A 19,781-nucleotide genomic window follows, 5' to 3' on the forward strand; every position below is an offset into this window, starting at 1 on the left:
CAAAGCATCTGTTGCCATCATCCCGCCAATCAGGCTGAAAAAACAGAATTTGTGTTGCAGCAATTTGCGGCTTTGCCTGATTCGCAAAGGTTTTCCGCTAATGCTTGTTTCACTTAGCAGTCTGTCCGAGAACCGGCCAACTGCAAAGACATCACAAATGCTTATCCCCGAACTACTAGGGAAACTCCTGCATCCCAAAGCAAGATGCTCTGGATAAAGTTGAAACAAACTCACAAGTCTTGCACGCACCGCTGATTGTTATTGTATAAGGATAGAGCTAATAGATTTATACTGATAGATTTTTAGCTCGATGTCATCAGTGAATATGCTACATTTTTATGAGCATTTATGTAAAGAAAAGATAAAGCTCTTTAAAGATTAAGTAAATGACTGGTGACTGCTCCAAGCGGACTGCTGACTTCACTTTGGTACAGGAACAGAAAAATAAAAAGTCGAGCCTCGATCGGGTTCTGATTCTACCCACAGGCGGCCGCCGTGGCGATCGACAATTCTTTGACAAATCGCTAAACCGATACCGGTTCCAGAATAATCTTTTTGGGCGTGCAAGCGCTGAAAAATTTGAAAAATTCGCCGATGGTACTCTTCGGCAATGCCAATACCGTTGTCCTGCACCGAAAACACCCAGTTATCCCCCTGACGCTGGGCGCCGAAGAACACCACCGGCGCGGAGCTGCTGCGGTACTTAATGGCATTACTAATTAAATTTTGAAACAGTTGCAGCAGTTGAAAACAGTCACCTGTTACCCTTGGCAAATCGCCTCTAGTAACAGAAGCTTGATTCTTGCGGATCGCCAACTGCAAATTAGCGCAAGCATCCTCAAAAACCAGATTGCAATCTATCAGCTCAAAAGGTTTATGACTGCTCCCGACCCGCGAATACTCCAGCAAGTCATCAATCAGCGCCTGCATCCGCCCGCAAGAATTAACAATATGGCGGATAAATTTATTTGCTTGGGCATCAACTTGGTTGTCACAGCGCTTTTCTAATAGTTGAGCGTAGCCGGTAATCGTGTTCAAAGGCGCTTGCAAATCGTGAGAAGCCACGTAGGCAAACTGTTCGAGATCGGCATTAGAACGAGTTAATTCTTGAGCGTAGCGGGTTTGAGTTTCTAAACTCGCTTGCAGCAGTTCTTGTACCTGCTTGCGCTCGGAAATATCCTCGATCGCACAAATCAAATACTGCGGCGTCCCCTCAGCATCGCGCATTGCCGAAACAGTAACATTCGCCCAGCGCACTGCCTCATCTTTGCAGATCAAACGCTTTTCCAGAGAAAAAGTTTTAATTTTCCCGGATAACAGCGAACGCACATATTCTATGTCAGCTTCGATGTCATCCGGGTGAGTAATTGCCTGCCAATTTTGCTGCAACAATTCCGATTCTGCATAGCGGACAATTTGGCAAAACCCGGGATTTACCCGCAAAAATTGACCGCAAAGCGCGGTTTTAGCTATGCCGACTGCCGCTTGCTCGAATATCGCACGGAAGCGTTCTTCGCTTTCTCGCAGGGCAATTTCTGCTCGTTTGCGATCGGTAATATTGCGAAATGTTACTGCCAGCCCATCGTTTAACTTGACCGCAACAATGTGCAGCCAAGCACTTGTATCTCCCTCGTATTCGTAATAAAATTCTTTGTCTACACTTTCTCCTGTTTCTACTACAGAAACATACAAATTAAATAACCCGTTTTTGCGAACTTGGGAAATTTCTGCCAACAAATTCTTGCCAACTATCTCATTAAATGGCATACCAGAAATTTTTTCGGCGGCAGGGTTGATCAACAGCCACTGGAAATCCACAATATTTCCCTCACTGTTGCGGATGGCAGAATAAGCCACCATACCGTCTAAGGAACTATTTAATATGCTAGCAAGCAGCGACTGCGACTGTTGCAGTTGAGCGTTTTGCTCTTTTAGTTGCTTTTGCAGTTTTTGCAAGCAGACTTGCTTGTCGATGCGCGCTAAAACTTCTTCTACTTGAAATGGTTTGGCAATATAGTCGGCCCCGCCAACTCGAAAAGCTTGTAATTTATCGTTGATGTCATCTAATACGCTTAAAAAAATCACCGGAATTTGTTCAGTTGCCGCTGTCGCTTTCAGTCTCCGACAAACTTCATAACCGTTCATTTCCGGCATTCTAATGTCGAGCAAAATCAAATCGGGGCAATGGACGATCGCAACATTCAACGCCAGTTCACCGCAAATTGCTCGGTAAACTTGATACCCCTGGGCTGTTAGCAGTTTGGACAAGAACCGCAGATTGCTCGGTTGGTCGTCAACCACCAATACTTTAATTTCGCTATTATCCATTTATTTTAAACTCGATTTAGTTAAATCCATTATCCTGTCGAGTCGGTAATCGGCAAGCAAATCTTTTAAAGCATCAGCTAAAGTTGGATGACTTTCACAAATGCGATCGACAATTTGAATCGCCAGCTCTTCATTAACATCATTAACTGCGTCGTAGAGTTCCTGTACCCAATTTTGAGGCATCTGGGCCAGCAGCGGCAAGAAAAATGAATCTGGTTTTTCGCTAACGAAATAACGCCGTAAAGCCCCCGTTTCCAGTCCGGGAAACTCTTGATAAATATAGTGTACTCCCAAGTAGCAAGCCATCTTATCAAAGAGGATTTGTTCTTGAAAAGGTTTCCGCACAAAATCGTCGCAACCTGCGGCGATAATTTCGCCTTTTTTTTCCTCAAAAGTGCTAGCAGTCAGAGCAATAATTACAGTTCGCGGCTGAGTTTCTTTCTCTTTAGCTCTAATTTGTCTGACAGCTTCAAAACCGTCCATTACTGGCATTCGCGTATCCAGCCAAATTAAATCAGGCTGCCAACTTTCCCAAAGTTCAACTGCTTGGAGACCGTTTTCCGCTTCTCGGACTTCAAAACCAATTGGTTGCAGCATTTTAACCAGCAGCAGCCGATTTTCTTGATTGTCGTCAACTGCTAAAATCCGATAAACCGGTTGGTCTGCTTCGAGTCCGATCGCCCGCTGCAATGTCGCGACTGTTATTTCAGACGAAATAGCGGGAAATACTCGGATATTAAATTTAAAACTGCTTCCCTCACCTAAAACACTTTCGACCCCAATATCTCCGCCCATTATCTGCACGTATTTTTTAGTAATTGTCAAACCCAATCCCGTACCGTCAGCCGTTTTTCTGCCAGCTTCTGTTTGCACGAAAGCATCAAATAAAGTGTCAATTTCTGCTGCTGCTATGCCAACTCCCGTGTCTTCAACTTCAAACAAAATTAAACATTGCTCAACCGAGGTAGAGTTAGGATAAATCTCCGATTCTGACGGAGGCTGGCCTTCCACGCTCGCCCGCAGCCAAATGCTGCCGCCGTCCTGAGTAAACTTTATGGCATTTCCCAGCAGGTTAATTAAGCAGACGCGCAGCTTTTTTTCGTCAGTTTTTATATATTGGGGAACATTCGCCTGCACGGAAAATCTCAGTTGCAAACTTTTGGTTTCAGCTTTGATTTGAAACATTTCTTCCAGAGTGTCGAGGAGTTGATAAAGGTCAAAGCTGCGTTCATCTAAGCTAATTATCCCGGCTTCTATTTTCGACAAGTCTAAAACATCATTAATTAGTTCCAGCAAATGTTGACCGCTGCGGTTAATAATTCGGAGATTTTCGATATTTTCGTGGCTCAGCAAAGAGTCGCGGCTCATGACTTGGGTAAAACCCAGGATGGCGTTCAGGGGAGTCCGCAATTCGTGGCTCATGTTGGCAACGAATTGACTTTTTGCCAGCGATGCAGCGGCTGCGGCTTCTTCGGCTTTTTTGCGTTCTATTATTTCTTGTTGCAGTTCGGCATTGCGATCGATCAATTGTCTTTTCAGTCTTTGGATAGTCAATTGGTGTTCGATTCGCGCTAAAACTTCCGCTACATGAAACGGTTTTGTGATATAATCGACCCCTCCAACTTGAAAGGCGGTTACTTTGTCCAATACTTCATCTAAAGCGCTGATAAAAATAACGGGAATTTCTGATGTTTTCGCTTGGGCCTTGAGCTGCGTGCAGACTTCGTATCCGTCCATTTCCGGCATTTTGATGTCGAGCAAAATCAAATCTGGAGAACCCGATAGCGCGGCTCTGATTGCCATTTTGCCGTTAATTACGCCCCGCACTTTGTAGCCCCGATCCGACAGCGTTGCTGATAAAACTTGCAAATTTTCTGGAGTGTCGTCAACAATTAATATGTTGCCTTTATTCTCTTCTGTTTGATTGCTGGTCATCGCTATTTTTTCTTAAGTTGAGAAGTGCTGATAGGGTGAAAACAGATTAATTAAATCGTCATTATAGCATTCGCTCGTGAAGCAACTACTTTTATATTTACAAAACTTACGCACACCAACCCAAGAAACCGGGTTTTTTAACCGGGATAGGACTTAGGAATTATGTAGTGCGAGCGTCTCGCTCGCGATTTGGGTAGCGAGCGGGACGCTCGCACTGACATCATCCAAATTATTATTCCGATGCAGCGGTAAGGTGCGCATTGCGCACCCTACATATATAGGTTCTGCGTCCAGGACTGAAATAGTCGATCTACCTAAATCATCAATCATCCCAAACCCGCTCCTCTCCCCTCTCTTTTTTTCCTTCAAACATTTCTAAACTCTTCAATCAAATCAATAATCCGATCGCACCGGAAGTTCTTCGCCAAATCGGCGAGCGCGCTGCGGAAACCAGCATTAATCGGAGGAATCGACAACAGCAGCCGAAAAATCCGCTCGTTATCAACCGAATCCGCCGCAGCGTACAACTCCTCAACCCATTCAGCAGGCATAGCTTCAAACAATGAAGCATTGAGCGTAAAAGGCAAATCAGCCGTGACCGTTGGCGCGGAAACGTCACGGGACGCCACAGCATCATAACTCGGTGAAGCTTCTCGATCGTAAACATAGCGGACTCCCAGATACTTAGCGATCTTTTCCAGAATCACTTGTTCCCGAAAAGGCTTCGCTACAAAATCATCGCAACCAGCAGACAAAATCACCGATCGCTCCTCATCAAAAGCACTTGCCGTCAGAGCAATAATCACCGTTGCTTGACCTTTCAAATGCGCTTTGATCCGTTTAGTAGCTTCGTAACCGTCCATCACCGGCATCCGCATATCCATCCAAATCAAATGAGGTTCCCAACTCGACCACATTTCCACAGCTTTAACACCATTTTCAGCGTCCTGCACAGCAAAGCCGAGGGATGTCAGTATTTTCACTAACAGCAAGCGGCTTTCCAGGCGATCGTCAACAGCTAAAATGCGGTATTCCGGCTGTCCGGGTTCGAGACCCACAACGCGGCGAGCTGATTGAGCCACCTGAATTTCCACTGAATTAGGGAGCGAAACTTTAACATCAAATCTAAAAATGCTGCCGCGACCGACGCTGCTTGTCACCGTCATTTTTCCTCCCATTAACTGGACGAACTGTTTGCTGATCGGCAAGCCTAAACCGGTTCCTTCTTGAGCTTGTTTTCCGCTTTCTGTTTGCGCAAAAGGTTTAAACACATTGTCCATTTCTTCCGCAGAAATTCCCGCTCCCGTGTCTTCAACTTCAAAGAGCAAGCAGCAATTGTCAATTAGTGGCATCTCTCCGTAATTTTTATGGGTCAACAGCTCATGTTTAATTCTCAAATTAACACCACCTTCCGCAGTAAACTTAATAGCATTCCCCACCACATTAATCAATACTTGGCGCAACTTGCTTTCGTCGGTTTCTACATATTGAGGTAGATCGGGTGTGGAATCAAAAATTAACTGCAACCCTTTTTTTTCGGCTTGCAGCTTCAGCATATCTTCAGTATTTTTTAGCAGGTTGTGCAAGTCGAAGGTGTTTTTATTAAGTGTCACCAGACCCACCTCAATTTTTGACATTTGCAGAATATTGTTGATCAGATCGAGCAAATGTTCCCCGCTGCGGCTAATAATTCCTAAGTATTGCTGTTGGTCGGCACCGAGGGCTGCGGATCGGGCCAGCAGTTGGCTGAAACCGAGAATTGCGTTGAGGGGAGTTCGCAATTCGTGGCTCATATTCGAGAGGAATTCGCTTTTAGCCCTGTTGGCTCTGTCGGCTTCTTCTTTGGCTTTTTTTAGCGCTATTTCTGCTTGTTTGCGCTCGGTAATATCGCTAGCTGTGCCTGTTGTTCCCGTGATGTTTCCTTCAGCGTCCAAGCGGGCGATCGCCTTCGTATTTACATCAATGGGTCGGCCGTCTTTTCCTAATACTATACTTTCGTACTGAAACACAGCATCTCCCGTCAGCAAGCGCTGCTGAAGTTCCCGGTTCCGGTCTATTTGTGCTGGCGCTAAAAAATCGCCAAAAGAACATCCGAGCATTTCTTCCGGGTCGTAACCGTAGATTTGTTTCACTGCTTGGTTCACAAAAGTAATGTGTCCTTCAGCATCGCAAGACCAGATAATATCTTGAGAAGTCTCAACTAAATGGCGGTATTTTTCTTCGCTCTCTGCTAGGGCTATTTCTGCCAGTTTGCGGGGGGTAATGTCCATCAAAGTTGTGAAGAGTTTTGTCACTTGCCCTTGTTGGTTGACAACTGCTTCTCCTCTGGCTTCTATGTAGCGGATGAAACCGCCTTCACTTGTTTGTAACGGGCAATTATCCGCAGCAATTGTCACTTCCGGTCGCAGGATTCGATATTCCAAACTGTAGGATTTCCCGCTAGCAATAGCAGCGTCGATCGTTGTTTGCCACTTTTGTCGATCGTCTGGATGCACGTATTCCCCAAACTCAGTTAGTGTTGGGGGCGTCTGGGTTGAATCGAGACCGAAAATCCGAGATAATTCTTCCGACCAAATAGTTGTGTTGGCAGAGAAATCGTATTCCCAATTGCCGACGCGGGCGATTCTTTGCGCTGCTGCTAAAGAAGCCGCTACAGCCCGGAGTTTTTCTTCGGCTAATTTGCGATCGCTAATATCTTGAATCACAGAAATCACGCAGGTTTCACCGTGAATGTCAATGATTTCGGCAGACAGCAGCCCGGTTCTGAGGGCCCCAGTTTTAGTGCGCCAATCAAATTCGTAGTTGCGAACAATTTGTTTCTCGTCTAACATTTTAAACAACTCGGCGCGGGCTTGTATACTTTCCCAAAGATTCAAATCAAGCGCCGTGCGATCGAGAATTTCTGCTGCCGAATAACCGATTGTCTGGCAAAATGCCTCATTAATTTCTAAATAATGACCGTCTTTAAGTCTGGTAATAGTAATCGGGTTGGGAGAAGAACGAAAAGCTTTGGCAAACTTTTCCTCAGACAAGCGCAATTGTGCAGTCCGCTTCTCGACTAAAGTTTCCAACTCTTGATTCAGCTTTTGGAGTTGAGCATTTTGTTCCGCTAATTGCTTCTCCATAAAATAGCTGTTGACCGCTTCTTTTAGGGTTAACTTCAAATCTTCTGACTGCCAAGGCTTCGATATGTAGCGGTACAATTTAGCATATTTAATAGTATTCGCCACCGCTTCGAGGTCTGCTTGCCCCGTCAGCATAATTTTGATAGTTTTTGGCAAAATTCTGTGAATCTGCTTCAGCAATTCGTCCCCTTTGATATTGGGCATCAGATAGTCGGAAATCACTGCCACGATTTCGCAGCCATCTGCCAGCAATTCTTCAATTAACTCTAAAGCATCTTCGCCGCCTTCAGCAGTTTCTAATAATTGTTCTTCTCCCAGGGCTTTTTTTAACTCAATTTTTAAACTTTGAAGGATTATCGGTTCGTCATCCACGCAAATAATCACAGGTTTATTGCTCATAATTTTGCCAAACCAGATTTGATAGTTTCTATTAATTCTTTGCCGTCCCACGGCTTGTACAAACAGCGGTGCAAGTTTGCTTGCTTTTTCACCCGTTCTATTGCTACTTCGTCGGCTTGCCCGGTCAGCATGACTTTCACAATTTTGGGATATTTTTGGTGAACCCGGATCAAAAATTCATCTCCTTTAATACCGGGCATTAACCAGTCAGATACGATGACCAAAATATCGCTTTCATCTTCTTCTTGAATTTCCTCGATAATTTCCAGAGCTTCATCGGCATTTTCTGCTACTTCGTAGAGGTAAGCATCGCCAAATTCTTTTTTAAGTTGGATTTTCAAACTGTTTAAGACCACAACTTCATCGTCAACGCACAAAATGACTGGTTTGGGCATAAAATTTTACTTTTATTTGATTGTTTAATTGGGGCGTATTGCCCAGACTTTTAATTACCGTCAGTGATTTCGATAGGCAAGGATACAGTAAATTTGGTTTGACCTGGCACGCTTTCTACTTGCAGTTTACCTTGGTGTTTTTCAATAATTTTATGAACTATATCCAATCCCAAACCGCTGCCTTCTCCTGGAGGTTTTGTCGTGAAAAAAGGCTCAAAAATTCTCGGCATAATCTCTGGGGGAATGCCTTGGCCGCTGTCGGTAATACTGACTGATATTGCGTTATCTTGGTGTTTGACATCAATTTTCAATACTCCTTTGTTGCCCATAGCTTGTAAAGCATTGTGAAGCAAATTTGTCCAAACTTGATTTAGTTCATCAGGATAGCATAGCACAGAGGGCAAATCAGTACCATAGTTTCTGACTACTTCCACACCGTGTTTGATTTGGTAGTGATAAAGCGTTAAAACAGTATCAATGCCGTCGGTAATATTAGCGATCGCCTTGGAACCCGACTGGTCGTAACGAGAGTAGCTTTTCAAAGCAAAAACGATTTTAGCAGCCCTATCTGTCGCAGTAGCAATATTTTTAGTGCTTTTTTGTACGGTAGCGAATTGGTAGGCTGTTTGTAAAAAATTTGGACTTTCGCTGTCTTTCAACAAAGGTAAAAAAGGTTCTACATTGCAAATTCCAATATCTAATAAGGTACAGGCCAGACTGTCCGCGTCGTCAATTTGTTCTGCTTCTAATTGCCGCTGCAAGAGCTTTTTCAACTGACGTTTTTCTTTACTAGATAAGGTGTCTGTTTCTTGGCTTGACTTGTGCAGCAGGGCAAAGAAATCCTGCCGCCGTTCCGGGGATAGTTGCTGGAAAAATATCGGCAACTGCTGCAATTGTTCGACCCAGAAGTCGGCGATGTTCTGCACCGAGGAGCGAATCGCCCCTAAAGGAGAATTGATTTCGTGGGCAACTCCGGCAATTAACTGTCCGAGGGCTGCCATTTTTTCGGATTGAATCAGTTCTTTTTGAGTGCGCTTAAGTTCTTGCAGGGTATGAGCTAATTCTGCATTTTTTTGGCACAGCGCTGACTCTGCTAGTTTGCGGGCGCTGATGTTGCGCGCAACCCAAATCACTGCATCTTTTGAAAACAGGGAAATGCAGGCGGAAAACCAAATTTCCCGATCGCCAACTGTTAAACTGTAATCGAAATTGAGCGTTTGTTGCGTCTCTAACACTTGCTGAACTAACATCCACCAATCATCCGGGTTGTCGTCGTCAAAAAAATGTTCTATCGTCAGGCCGACTATATCGCAATCCGGCTCGGAAAACTGCGCCGTATTTGTCGGCAAAACTTCTATATTGCCCTGAATGTCTAGCACGAGAACGATGTCTGCCATCGCTTCAAAAACGGCGCGGACTTTGCTTTCAGAAAAGTGCAATTTTTCTTCGAGCAATTTGCGCTCGCTAATTTCTTGCTGCAATTCTGCGTTGCTGGCTGCTAGTTGAACCGTGCGCTCTCGAACTCGCTGTTCGAGTTCGGTGTTGAGGCGGCGGACTTCAGCTTCAGCGGTGGCGCGGTCTTGTATTTCCTTTTTTAACTGACTGTTAGCGTTAATTAATTCTAAAGTTCGCTGTTTAATTTGTTCTTCTAAATTTTCATTTAAAAGCCGCAACTGTTCCTCTACTTCGGTTCTCCGAATCGCTTCTTTTTGCAAGTGTTCGTTCACTTTTTTCAACTCCTAGATATTTTTGGCAACTGTTTCCTGCAAAAGCTCGGCATTCGCGTGGATTTCTACCGGATCTAAGGCGTGCAGCAGGGTACTTTGGGTCACAATTCCGGCTAAATAGCCTCCCTCGTCCACCACCACCAAGCGCCGGATGCGGTGCTGCTGCATGAACTGGTGAGCCTGCCACAATGTGGCTTTTACCTGCAACGGCATCAGGGGAAAACTCCGACAAGGCGGCGACTGGAGTGTCGGCGAAATCGATTCCGGCAGGTTGGAATTTAACAATGTCGCGTTCTGTAATTATGCCCACAGGTTTCTGATTTTTGTTGTCGCTGTCAGTGCAAATGACTGTGCAGCTTTTGCGCCTTGTTGTCATCTCTTTTGCGACTTCTAAAACTGAGGCGCTGGTTGAGGTAACTATTACTTCTGCGCTCATAATTTCTTGTTTCGCGCCGCATTTGCAGCAAGTCGCTCGGTTTCAGGATTTGACGGATGCTTTCTCCGGTGATGGCGCCCAGCAAGTTGCCGCGTTCGTCTGTCAGGGGCAAATGACGGATTTTTGCCGTTAGCAGCCCTCGAAGAGGATCGCAATATGCCCAATACCTTGAAGATATTCCCCGCTTGACCCCGGGAAATGGCGATCGGATTTTCAGTCATTACCTCAGAAATTGCCATCCCTGCTAGCGGTATTTCGCTAGCAGTTATTTTCACAACATCGCACTCTGTAAAAATTCCGAGCAGTTGCTGCTCAAACGCGATTAAAATGCAACTGGCCCTCGTCTGAGTCAGGGCGGCGCGACTTTCCAGGGTGTGTCTGGAGGCTTCCCCGGCTGTTTGGGGTCGATCGCCTGTTCTAGCAAGCTGTGGGTATCAGAAACTGTTGTTGACATGGGCAAATCAAGGGGGATAGATGAAGGCGGAACCGGCTATTAATACCATTTTAGATTTGAGATTTGACCGTGGCGACACCCTGACCGCAATCGAGGTTTGACACCAGTCTAGAGTTACATTTTTAGTCGCGCATCGGTATGATTTTTAGTGCGATCGCCGTTGAGGGCGATCGGAATTGACACAATAAACGTCCTTTGACCGATAACTGATGTTACTTCTATTTTACCCGAAGGTCTTTCTACACTTTTTTAACAATCTCCACTCCCAACCCGCTGCCTTCGCCGGCTGGTTTTGTGGTAAAGAACGGCTCAAATATTGGCAAAATCCCTGGGGAAATTCCCTTGCCACTATCCGTGACGCTGACGAGCAGGCTCTAATTTTACGATCTCACCTCTACTGTTAAAAGTCGGAAATTGTCCATCGCTTGTGAAGCATTGTGAATCAGATTTGTCCAAACTTGATTTAGTTTGTCTGGATAACACAGCAATTCAGGCAGTCAAACTTGATAATTTCTGACAACTTCTACTCCGTGTTTTAGTGGTTGTAATAAATAGTTAATATATTTTCAAGACCGTCAGTAATATTGGCAATTACCTTTCTCCCGTATAGTTACAGCGAGAATATGTTTTTAAACCAAAAACTACTTTTTATGCTCTATCTGTAGCAGATGCTCTGCTTGCCAAGGTGTCGAGAAATTGCACGGAATATCGACCTGAATCAGCAAGTTAAGCACCGCTTGATGAAATATTTGATTGCACTGCAAGTTTATTGATTGCTTGAGTTGAGCAAGCAGGTTGCTAGACGCGGCAATTTCATGTTAGAGGTCTGCAAGCTCGCTCTTGCAATACAAAATAGGAATATTGATATTTGTGTTTGTCACCATAACCGACAACTTCAAAATATCCGTTTTTGAGCGTACTTTGATAGCTTTATAGGAACATTAGCAGCGTTTCCATGACATGATACTTGCTGTGAGCGATACAAGCTGCTACTACATATAGTATCCTGCCTCTGAGGCTTTTGGCATTGAACATTGATACTAAGTTTAAAGCCAATTTTCCTAACTTATTTGCCGATTCAATGTCTTGAGATTCACTGTTTAAAACTACGCCCCAAGCCGCGCAGAAAAAGGCAGAAATCGGTTAATTTCCCGCGCTGCAACACTTCGGACAGTTTTAGATTGCAAACTGTAGAATATGGGTTTCAGGGCGATCTTTTTCGAGGGCTTCGCTTGCCGAGGCGCACTATAGGCTTTCCGGTAAATCAAGGGTTTCAGACTACAAACTCAAAACTTAGTTTGCTTGCACACGCAGACCGAAGAAACCCGGTTTCTTCGTATATTTCTCGTTCCTGTTGGCAAAATTTTTCGTAGAAACCGGGAATAAGCGCCCCCATGCTTAAGCGCTGAAACTGCCGCTACGTGTTGCAGTAACTCGTACCCCAGAAAATCACTTTCGGCCGCCAATTGTAAAGAATAACCCTGCCTCTCGTGCGCAAGCATTCAAGGCAGGGTTATTATTGAGTATTCGGATTTCTCAGCCCTGAAGCCAGTGCGCGGAGGCCGACTTCGGCTGCCGAGCAGTGCACTACTCGCCCAATCGAGTTATTTTAGAGCTGCGTTCGGCCAACATCAGCAGTACATAAATAGTCATTACATAGCCGGCGGCCAGAATGGGAATAATTAGAGGAATATCGCGATAAATCATAATTAGAACCAAAAGTCAAGGACTAGGAGGAGGAGGACAAGTTTAAGACCTACTACATTAAGTCAGCACGCAAGACCATGCCTTGGTTCTGAAGGCTGCTTTTCCATATCGAGCCTGCGGGAACATTTAGGCGTTCTCGGTCATCAATAATGATTTACTGGTTTACAGATGCTTAAACAGCCTAAAATCATCCACTTTAGCTGCTTTGAGCTACCGTGCACATAAGATGCGCTACTGTTAACTTCTGAAAACTTTTAGCCGCGAGGAACTAAAAATCTCTCCCAGAAATTTTCGCTGCGATCGACTAACAAGGCTGGCTCTACGAAACTCTTACAGCCACCTAAAAGCTACCGGCCACTCTGGATGAAGTACAGCCTGTACTTAATGTATAGAATTGTTTAAATCCTTAATTCCTATAATAACACAGGGTTTCTGGGATTTAGAGATTTTTTCCCAGTGTGCTTAACAATTCTATACAATAGGGGCAACGCCTCTGACAGCCGGCTACTCGCCTCTGTCTGTTGCGTGAGTCCGATCGGGCTTCCGGTAACAAATAACTGCCGATCGCCTAGATTTTTCTTCCCTATTGCAGAGAATTATCTTAAAATAAAGATATGATATGTAAAATTTTGTTACTTTACGGCTTGAGTCGGCGTATCCATGATCTCTAGCACTCTCCTATTTTCCTCGGTTGAAGAAGACCTGCGACTGTTGACAGAAAACTTAAAACAGTTAGTGGGTGCCCGCCATCCCATCTTGTACGCGGCTGCAGAATACTTATTCGGCACAAAGGGAAAACGGGTGAGACCCGCAATAGTCTTGTTGATGGCCAAGGCGACGATGCCCGATCGTCCAATCACGGAAAAACACCGCCGCCTTGCTGAAATCACGGAAATGATCCACACAGCAAGTTTGGTTCACGACGATGTAGTGGACGAGTCGGATCTGCGGCGGGGAGTGCCGACGGTTCACAGTCGGTTTAACAACCGAGTGGCAGTATTGGCGGGAGATTTTCTGTTTGCTCAATCGAGTTGGCATTTGGCAAATCTGGACAACCTGCCAGTAGTCAAACTGCTTTCAGAAGTGATTATGGATTTAGCTGAGGGGGAAATTCAACAGGGACTAAATGGATTTGACACCAGCTTGTCGATCGAAGCGTACCTAGAAAAAAGTTATTACAAAACAGCGTCTTTAATTGCCAACAGTTCCAAAGCAGCGGGCTGTTTGAGCGAGGTTTCAGCGGAAATAGCAGACGATTTGTACAACTACGGTCGCAACATTGGTTTGGCATTCCAAATAGTAGATGATATATTAGATTTCACCGCTTCAACAGAAACCTTGGGGAAACCCGCAGGCTCGGATCTCATCAGCGGTAATCTGACAGCGCCCGCGCTATTTGCTCTAGAAGAAAAGCCTTACTTGGAAGTTCTCATAGAACGCGAATTCGCACAAGTTGGAGATATAGAGCAGGCCCTGGCACTGGTAGAAGATTCTAGAGGCATAGAGCGATCGCGAGAACTAGCCACAAATCACGCACAGAAAGCCGTCGAATACTTAGCTGCGCTGCCCCATTCAGAGTCCCGCCAAGCTTTGATTGACTTGGCAGATTACGTTTTGAGCCGACTTTATTAGAGGTGAAAAACTTACATTTTATTGGTAATGGGGAATTGGTGATGGTTAATGCCCCATGCCCAATGCCCGATTACCAATTAATAGGAAATTGAGTTGTTTAGGCAATATCCGGCGGTGGAGCCGATCGATACTGTTGCAAGTAAACATTAATTAAGCTCTGTACTTGCTCGCGAGGGATTTCCGTTCCCACTTCCCGATCGCCGGGACTTTCAAAAAAAACAATGCTGTCGAGACCTTCAAGAGCTATCATCTGAAATAAAATGTGAGTGACAGGCAAAGTCACCGGTCTGAGGCGATCGCCCGCAGCAGCCGCAGCCTGCGACGCATCTTTAAGAGCGCTCCAAGCATAAATCACCCTCTTCTGGCGTCCCGGTTGCTTGAGATTGCTCAAAACCACGATCGCCCAACTTTGGTCTACCGCTTGCAGGATCGAGTATTCGAGGTGCTGTAGCTGTTGGGCAATTAACACCAGCGCCGGGGCGATCGCCTTTAAGATTTCTGGCGTCGAACCGTCGGGGGGAGCTTTCTCGATCAGTGCTTGAATCTGTTGGTCTAAATCCATCAGTCAGTTAATTTGAGATTTAAGTTTAAGAATTTCAGGGTAACAGGTGCGCGTCCAAGTATGTGATACCCAGCACTGCCCGCTATAAAATGTAAAATCCCAAATTTAAAGTCGCAGGGTGTGCTAGTTTCATTGTTAGCTGTAAACCATCATGCGGGAAATCTGCCAGAGCGTGGAAACCATATTTCAACTGCTGTTAGACGAACTCAAAAAGTCCACTCGCGCGTCTGAGCAGAACTGCCGGGATGTAGCAGGACGACTCGCAGCAGAAGTCAACAGGATATGCACCGAAAGCCAGCGGATTCAAGCCTCTGGAGACATAGAAGGTTCAGCCCAGAGCCTCGCTCAGCACCGCTTGCAACAATGCCTTCACTATCACAATTTAGGCTCCGGGCCCGGGCGAGTAGAATTGCACAGTACCCTCAGCGCGATCGTCTATCGCTACATCACCCCTCCCCAGGTTCAGTCTAGCTATCAGGCGCGAGTAGAACTGATCAAAGATTTTTTGCAAGGATTTTATCTGGAAGCTTTAAAGGCATTCCGGCGCGAAACCCAACTGCCACCTACCTACAGTCCCCGCACTCGCTTAGAACTAGCAGAGTACATGGCCTTTGTAGAGCGCTTCGGCAAGCGGCGCATTCCTTTGCCTCGAAACCGCAGCCAGCAACTAATTATTTTACGGGCCCAAACCTTTTCCCAGCAGCAGCCCAAAGAAACCTCTGTAGATATGGAACAAGCCGCCGACGGAGGGGCTACAGATTCCGACCAAACTTGGAACGACACCTCAGTGCACTCCGTGCGGGAAGCGATGGCCGGACAGGGTTCGGCGGCAATTCGCCCTCAAGGCGACGAGTCAGAATCTCTGCGGCAAAACGTGATTGACGAATTAGTCGCTTACTTGAAAGAACGCAACCAACAAGACTGCGCTGATTACTTCGTGCTGCGCTTGCAAGACTTGCCGACTAATGAAATAGAGTCGCTTCTGGGCATAAATCCCCGTCAAAGAGACTATTTGCAGCAGCGCTTCAAGTACCATTTGCTCAGGTTCGCCATGTCGCACCGCTGGGAACTCGTTCACCAGTGGCTGGAAGCAGACTTAGATCGAAATTTGGGTTTGCTGCCTTCTCAGTGGCAAGCTTTTTGCGAGCAAATTGGCCCAGAGGGACAGCGTTTGCTAAAGTTGAAGCAACAGGGTCTGTCAGAGTCTGCGATCGCGCAAACCCTCGGCAGCACGGTAGCCCAGGTACAGAAACGGTGGTTTAAATTGCTGGAACTTGCGTGGGAACTGCGAAATAGTTCAGATTCCGGAGAAGGGGCATCTAGTGATGAATAACGAAACCAACAGGGATGCAGAGGCTTTCGAGCGCCATTTTTTAGACTGGATATTGCAGGCGCCAATCGCGAATGCCTCTAGCGAAGATGAGGAAAATCTCAATCCGCCCCCTCCCTCAGAAGAGTGGGGCAGCACAGAAGAGAATTCCGGGGTGGAATACTGGGAATGGGACGAACCAGACCCGCTGGACTATCAAGTGGGGGCGCACAGCAATGCACCCGCACAACCGCAGACAATTGGAGAAATACCGACCGTGCAAGACCGTTTTCAGACCTTGTTAAAAGAGAGGCTTAGAGCCGAAATTGAATCCAACCCGCCGCTGTTCCCCTGGGAAACAGAATTCAAAAGCTACGACCACGATTACCCAGACGATGTAGCCCCGCAATGGGTTCCCCCCCTGCACCTCTGGACTCCCCAACTACAAAATATCAGATGGGGTCGCCTGCCAATTCCGATCGCCGAAAGGGTTTTTGCTCAACTGCTAGAACCTTGTCAGGAACTGGTAATGTCGTCGCTGCGGGAAGGCTCGAAGTTAGTTCGCGCTGTAGATGGCTTGTTTCCGGGCCAGTCTCAGGAACTCAACGAATTAGCTGGTTTAGTTCTCAGAGGTTCCTTGCGGGGACTTTTAGATTTAGAAGATGTCCCGAATTACGAAGCGGCGACTACCGATCAACAAATGGTGCTGTCGCTGTTGGCCGCCCGGGAAATCATTGAGTCTCTAACTTTGAATTGTCCTGTGAATCAGCCGCCGGTTTCGCGCGAGTGGCTGACTGGTTTGGGTTCGCTCACTCTGGAGGCTCAATACCTGTCGAACCGCAACAGAGAACAGCCAATGCCGTGTTTAAGAGTTGAGTGCCAATTTCCGGGGGGAGGAAGTTTGGAACTCAAGGGAGGAGATGCCGAAGCAACTGCACAACGTCCGAATTCGGGGCATTTAAGTGTGGAGTTGTTTGACCCGAAACCTGACAAGACTTACGGTCTAGAAGTTCGATTCCAAAACTTCGAGACCAGACCTTTGATGTTTGCTATTCGTCCAATTTTGTCATTTTGACAAAATAGCGACTAGAAAGGTAAAATTAGAGTAAATAATTTAGGTTTTTACTCTGCGGTTTGACCTCACACACAAACGGATGCAATCTCCAGACTTCTGTCGCGGAAAGCCAAAAATTTTAGATATTAGTTAAAGCCCCCAGATTCATCTGTGAAGTAAATCTGTGGATTCAATCTAAAATCTAATGACAGAGAAATAAGATTAAGATATTAGTTAAAATCCAGATTTATCTGTGGATTCAATCTAAAATCTAAAATCTAAAATCTAAAATCGTTGGATGGGTGCACATGACAACTGATAACCTGCGAAATATACCTGTTTTGGGTAAGCTGTGGGAGCAGATCGAGGCAATGCCTCCGCCGGTGATTGAGGATTCTTTACTGCTGCGAATCCTAGTTCAGTTGTTGGTAATTGTGGGAATTGTTGCTACTGACGTTGCTGCTGAAGAAGCCCAGAACCTGTGGGCTGTGCCTGTTAGTATTGTGGGAGCAACTTGGAGTTGGTACCGCCGCCGCGATCGCAATGTAGCTGCTAAGTTCTGCATAGCTATTGGAATGCTGGTGGCGCTGTTCGCTTTTTTTACCCGCTTGGTGGGAGAGTTAAACGATACGCGGCTAGTTTTAGCGCAACTGTTAATTCAAATTCAAGTGCTGCACAGCTTCGATTTGCCCCGCCGCAAGGATTTGGGCTATTCGATAGTCATCGGGCTGATTCTGTTGAGTGTAGCGGCGACTCTCAGCCAAACGCTGACTTTTGGGCCGCTGCTGTTAGTGTTTTTGGCTTTAGCGCTGCCGACTTTGGTTTTGGATTATCGATCGCGCTTGGGACTCTCGAAGACAGAAGACAGAAAGCCGAAGGTAGAAGGTAAAGAGAAAAACAACAATTGGTCGCTATTTGCTGCTACTTTATCGCCTAAGTATTTTGGTTGGCTGCTGCTGATAACTGTCGGGTTGGGGCTGACTATTTTTGCGTTTTTGCCGCGCCTCCCTGGCTATCAATTGCGGACTTTTCCGGTGAGTGCTCCAATTCAATATCAGGGCGATTTTGACTCCCGCAGCATTCTCAATCCGGGGTATGTCAGAGGAGGAGATAAAAAAGGAACTGGCGGAGGAAGGGGGAGAAACCCAGACTCTGGGCCAGGAGAGGTGGACTCTACTTTTTATTACGGTTTCAACCAGCGCATCAATCAAAATTTGCGGGGGGAAATGAAACCTCAAGTGGTGATGCGGGTGCGATCGCAGGCGGCGGGTTTTTGGCGGGTGTTGGGCTTCGACAAATACACCGGTCAGGGTTGGGAAATTTCTCGCAACGAACAAGCTTTTAAGGTGAATAGACCTCGCTGGTCTTATCAATTTTATCTGAATCCGTTTCCCAATGCGCCCCGCTTCCAAGAGGTGATTCAAAGTTATACTATTGTGGCTCAGTTGCCGAATTTGATTCCGGCTTTAAACAAGCCGAAGGAACTTTATTTTCCGACGCAAGAGGTGGCAGTTGATGCGGAGGGGGGTTTGCGATCGCCTGTGGAATTGGCGGAAGGTTTGACTTATACGGTGATTTCTAATGTGCCTTTTCGCGATCGAGCTCTGTTGGGTAAAACTGGTACTAATTACTCGAAAAACATTCGCAAGTTCTATTTAGATGTGCCGCCGAAAATTGCCGCCAAGGTGCGGGCAAAAACTGAGGAAATATTGCTAGCAAGGACTAGAGTAGCTAAATCAGATAGATCGATCGACTCTCCCTACGAAAAAGCTTTGTATTTGGCTCAATATTTGAAGCAAAACCCGAATTATAAAATTGAAAAAGCTTTGCCTTACTTAGAGGAAAGTGAAGATTTAGTCGAGGGTTTTTTGTTTGGCTACAAAAACACTCAGGCCGGCAAAAAGGTGACAGGCGGATATCCAGACCACTTTTCGACTGTACTGACAATTATGCTGAGGTCGATAGGGATTCCAGCGAGAATGGCGGGCGGTTTCGATACGGGGGAATTTAACCCGTTTACGGGTTTGTATGTTGTGAAAAATACCGATGCTTTCTTGATGACGGAGGTATATTTTCCCAATAACGGCTGGTTTGCTTTTAATCCGATTCCAGGTTATCCGCTGATTCCGGCTTCGGTGGAAGACAACCAGACTTTTAGCGCGCTGGAATCGTTTTGGAAGTGGATAGCGGGTTGGCTGCCGACTCCTCTCAGAAGCGGGCTGGATTCAGTTATAGGTTTTGTAATTGGCTGGATAACTTTGATTCTGGGCTGGTTTCTGGGGCAGTTTGCGAAGGGCTGGGTGGGGTTATTTACTGGTTTGATTAGTGCGATCGGCTTTGGCTTTATTGGCTGGTTAATTTGGCAAGTGTGGCGCAAGTGGCGCTACCGCCGCTGGCTGGCGAAGTTGCCGCCGGTGGAGGGGGTTTATCAGGAAATGCTGAAGGATTTGGCAAGCCGGGGATTTGCCAAGCAGAAAGCTCAAACGCCTTTGGAGTATGCTGAGACAATGCGCGGCGATCGTGCAACTGATGAAGCTGAGGTGATTGATGAAGTTTCGCAAGCTTACGTGCGGTGGAAGTACGGGGGCGAAGCGGGAAATTTGGGTCAGTTGCGGCAGTTGGTAGAAAATTTGAGGCGATCGCACTTGAAGAAACTCAAAAAGTTAAGATAATATAAATTCTCAGTCGGACACGGCGCCGTGTCCTGACTGCGGTAAT

Annotated in this window: 13 protein-coding genes and 1 pseudogene; 4 read left to right on the forward strand and 10 right to left on the reverse strand. The window is 46.1% G+C overall.

The annotated features are described in order from the left end of the window. Nucleotides 1-420 precede the first annotated feature (420 nt). The 9 genes and pseudogenes from QUA02_RS18540 to QUA02_RS18580 form a co-directional block, all read right to left on the reverse strand. Entirely contained in the window at nucleotides 421-2,328 is a 1,908-nt protein-coding gene (locus tag QUA02_RS18540) for a PAS domain S-box protein (RefSeq protein ID WP_333029757.1), read from the reverse strand. Further along, nucleotides 2,329-4,263: a response regulator gene (locus tag QUA02_RS18545; protein ID WP_333029760.1), complete on the reverse strand. Its 1,935-nt coding sequence runs from the start codon at nucleotides 4,261-4,263 to the stop codon at nucleotides 2,329-2,331. It abuts the gene before it with no gap. A gap of 365 nt (nucleotides 4,264-4,628) precedes the next feature. Further along, nucleotides 4,629-7,787, reverse strand: coding sequence for a PAS domain S-box protein (locus QUA02_RS18550; protein WP_333029761.1), 3,159 nt, complete (start codon nucleotides 7,785-7,787; stop codon nucleotides 4,629-4,631). Then, a complete protein-coding gene (locus tag QUA02_RS18555; protein WP_333029762.1) occupies nucleotides 7,784-8,182 on the reverse strand; it encodes a response regulator in 399 nt (132 codons plus the stop codon). Before QUA02_RS18555 ends, QUA02_RS18550 begins: the two co-directional genes overlap by 4 nt. A gap of 50 nt (nucleotides 8,183-8,232) precedes the next feature. Continuing rightward, nucleotides 8,233-9,909 (reverse strand): ATP-binding protein, encoded by a 1,677-nt coding sequence (locus QUA02_RS18560; protein WP_333029764.1) that lies wholly within the window; start codon nucleotides 9,907-9,909, stop codon nucleotides 8,233-8,235. Nucleotides 9,910-9,921: 12 nt separating this feature from the next. Continuing rightward, nucleotides 9,922-10,194, reverse strand: coding sequence for a CBS domain-containing protein (locus QUA02_RS18565; RefSeq protein ID WP_333029765.1), 273 nt, complete (start codon nucleotides 10,192-10,194; stop codon nucleotides 9,922-9,924). A 49-nt stretch (nucleotides 10,195-10,243) separates the two neighbouring features. Next, nucleotides 10,244-10,345, reverse strand: a pseudogene (locus tag QUA02_RS18570) (hypothetical protein); the annotation flags it as partial. Next, nucleotides 10,342-10,620, reverse strand: coding sequence for a CBS domain-containing protein (locus tag QUA02_RS18575; RefSeq protein ID WP_333029767.1), 279 nt, complete (start codon nucleotides 10,618-10,620; stop codon nucleotides 10,342-10,344). The gene QUA02_RS18575 and the pseudogene QUA02_RS18570, both read right to left, overlap by 4 nt. Before the next feature lie 418 nt (nucleotides 10,621-11,038). Beyond that, a complete protein-coding gene (locus QUA02_RS18580; RefSeq protein ID WP_333029790.1) occupies nucleotides 11,039-11,122 on the reverse strand; it encodes a hypothetical protein in 84 nt (27 codons plus the stop codon). 2,044 nt (nucleotides 11,123-13,166) lie between these two features. Between QUA02_RS18580 and sds the strand changes: the two genes are divergently transcribed. Continuing rightward, nucleotides 13,167-14,138, forward strand: coding sequence for a solanesyl diphosphate synthase (gene sds / locus QUA02_RS18585; RefSeq protein ID WP_333029770.1), 972 nt, complete (start codon nucleotides 13,167-13,169; stop codon nucleotides 14,136-14,138). A 97-nt stretch (nucleotides 14,139-14,235) separates the two neighbouring features. Here sds and QUA02_RS18590 read toward each other — a convergent pair whose 3' ends face one another. Further along, nucleotides 14,236-14,700, reverse strand: coding sequence for a hypothetical protein (locus tag QUA02_RS18590; protein ID WP_333029772.1), 465 nt, complete (start codon nucleotides 14,698-14,700; stop codon nucleotides 14,236-14,238). A gap of 151 nt (nucleotides 14,701-14,851) precedes the next feature. On the opposite strand from QUA02_RS18590, the gene hetZ reads away from it, so the two are divergent. The 3 genes from hetZ to QUA02_RS18605 all read left to right on the forward strand — a co-directional run bounded on the left by hetZ (nucleotide 14,852) and on the right by QUA02_RS18605 (nucleotide 19,735). Beyond that, complete coding sequence (hetZ, locus tag QUA02_RS18595; RefSeq protein WP_333029773.1) at nucleotides 14,852-16,033, forward strand: heterocyst differentiation protein HetZ; 1,182 nt, start codon at nucleotides 14,852-14,854, stop codon at nucleotides 16,031-16,033. Beyond that, the gene (locus tag QUA02_RS18600) at nucleotides 16,026-17,084 is read left to right on the forward strand and encodes a hypothetical protein (RefSeq protein WP_333029776.1); all 1,059 of its coding nucleotides are present in this window, start codon (nucleotides 16,026-16,028) and stop codon (nucleotides 17,082-17,084) included. Before hetZ ends, QUA02_RS18600 begins: the two co-directional genes overlap by 8 nt. A 287-nt stretch (nucleotides 17,085-17,371) precedes the next feature. Continuing rightward, nucleotides 17,372-19,735 carry a transglutaminase TgpA family protein gene (locus QUA02_RS18605; RefSeq protein ID WP_333029778.1) on the forward strand — a complete coding sequence of 788 codons (2,364 nt, stop codon included), beginning with the start codon at nucleotides 17,372-17,374 and terminating at the stop codon, nucleotides 19,733-19,735. The last annotated feature ends 46 nt before the right edge of the window (nucleotides 19,736-19,781 follow it).

Origin of the sequence: Microcoleus pseudofavosus SVA1_A4 (genome assembly GCF_036700565.1) — a bacterium.
Lineage (GTDB): Bacteria > Cyanobacteriota > Cyanobacteriia > Cyanobacteriales > Microcoleaceae > Microcoleus.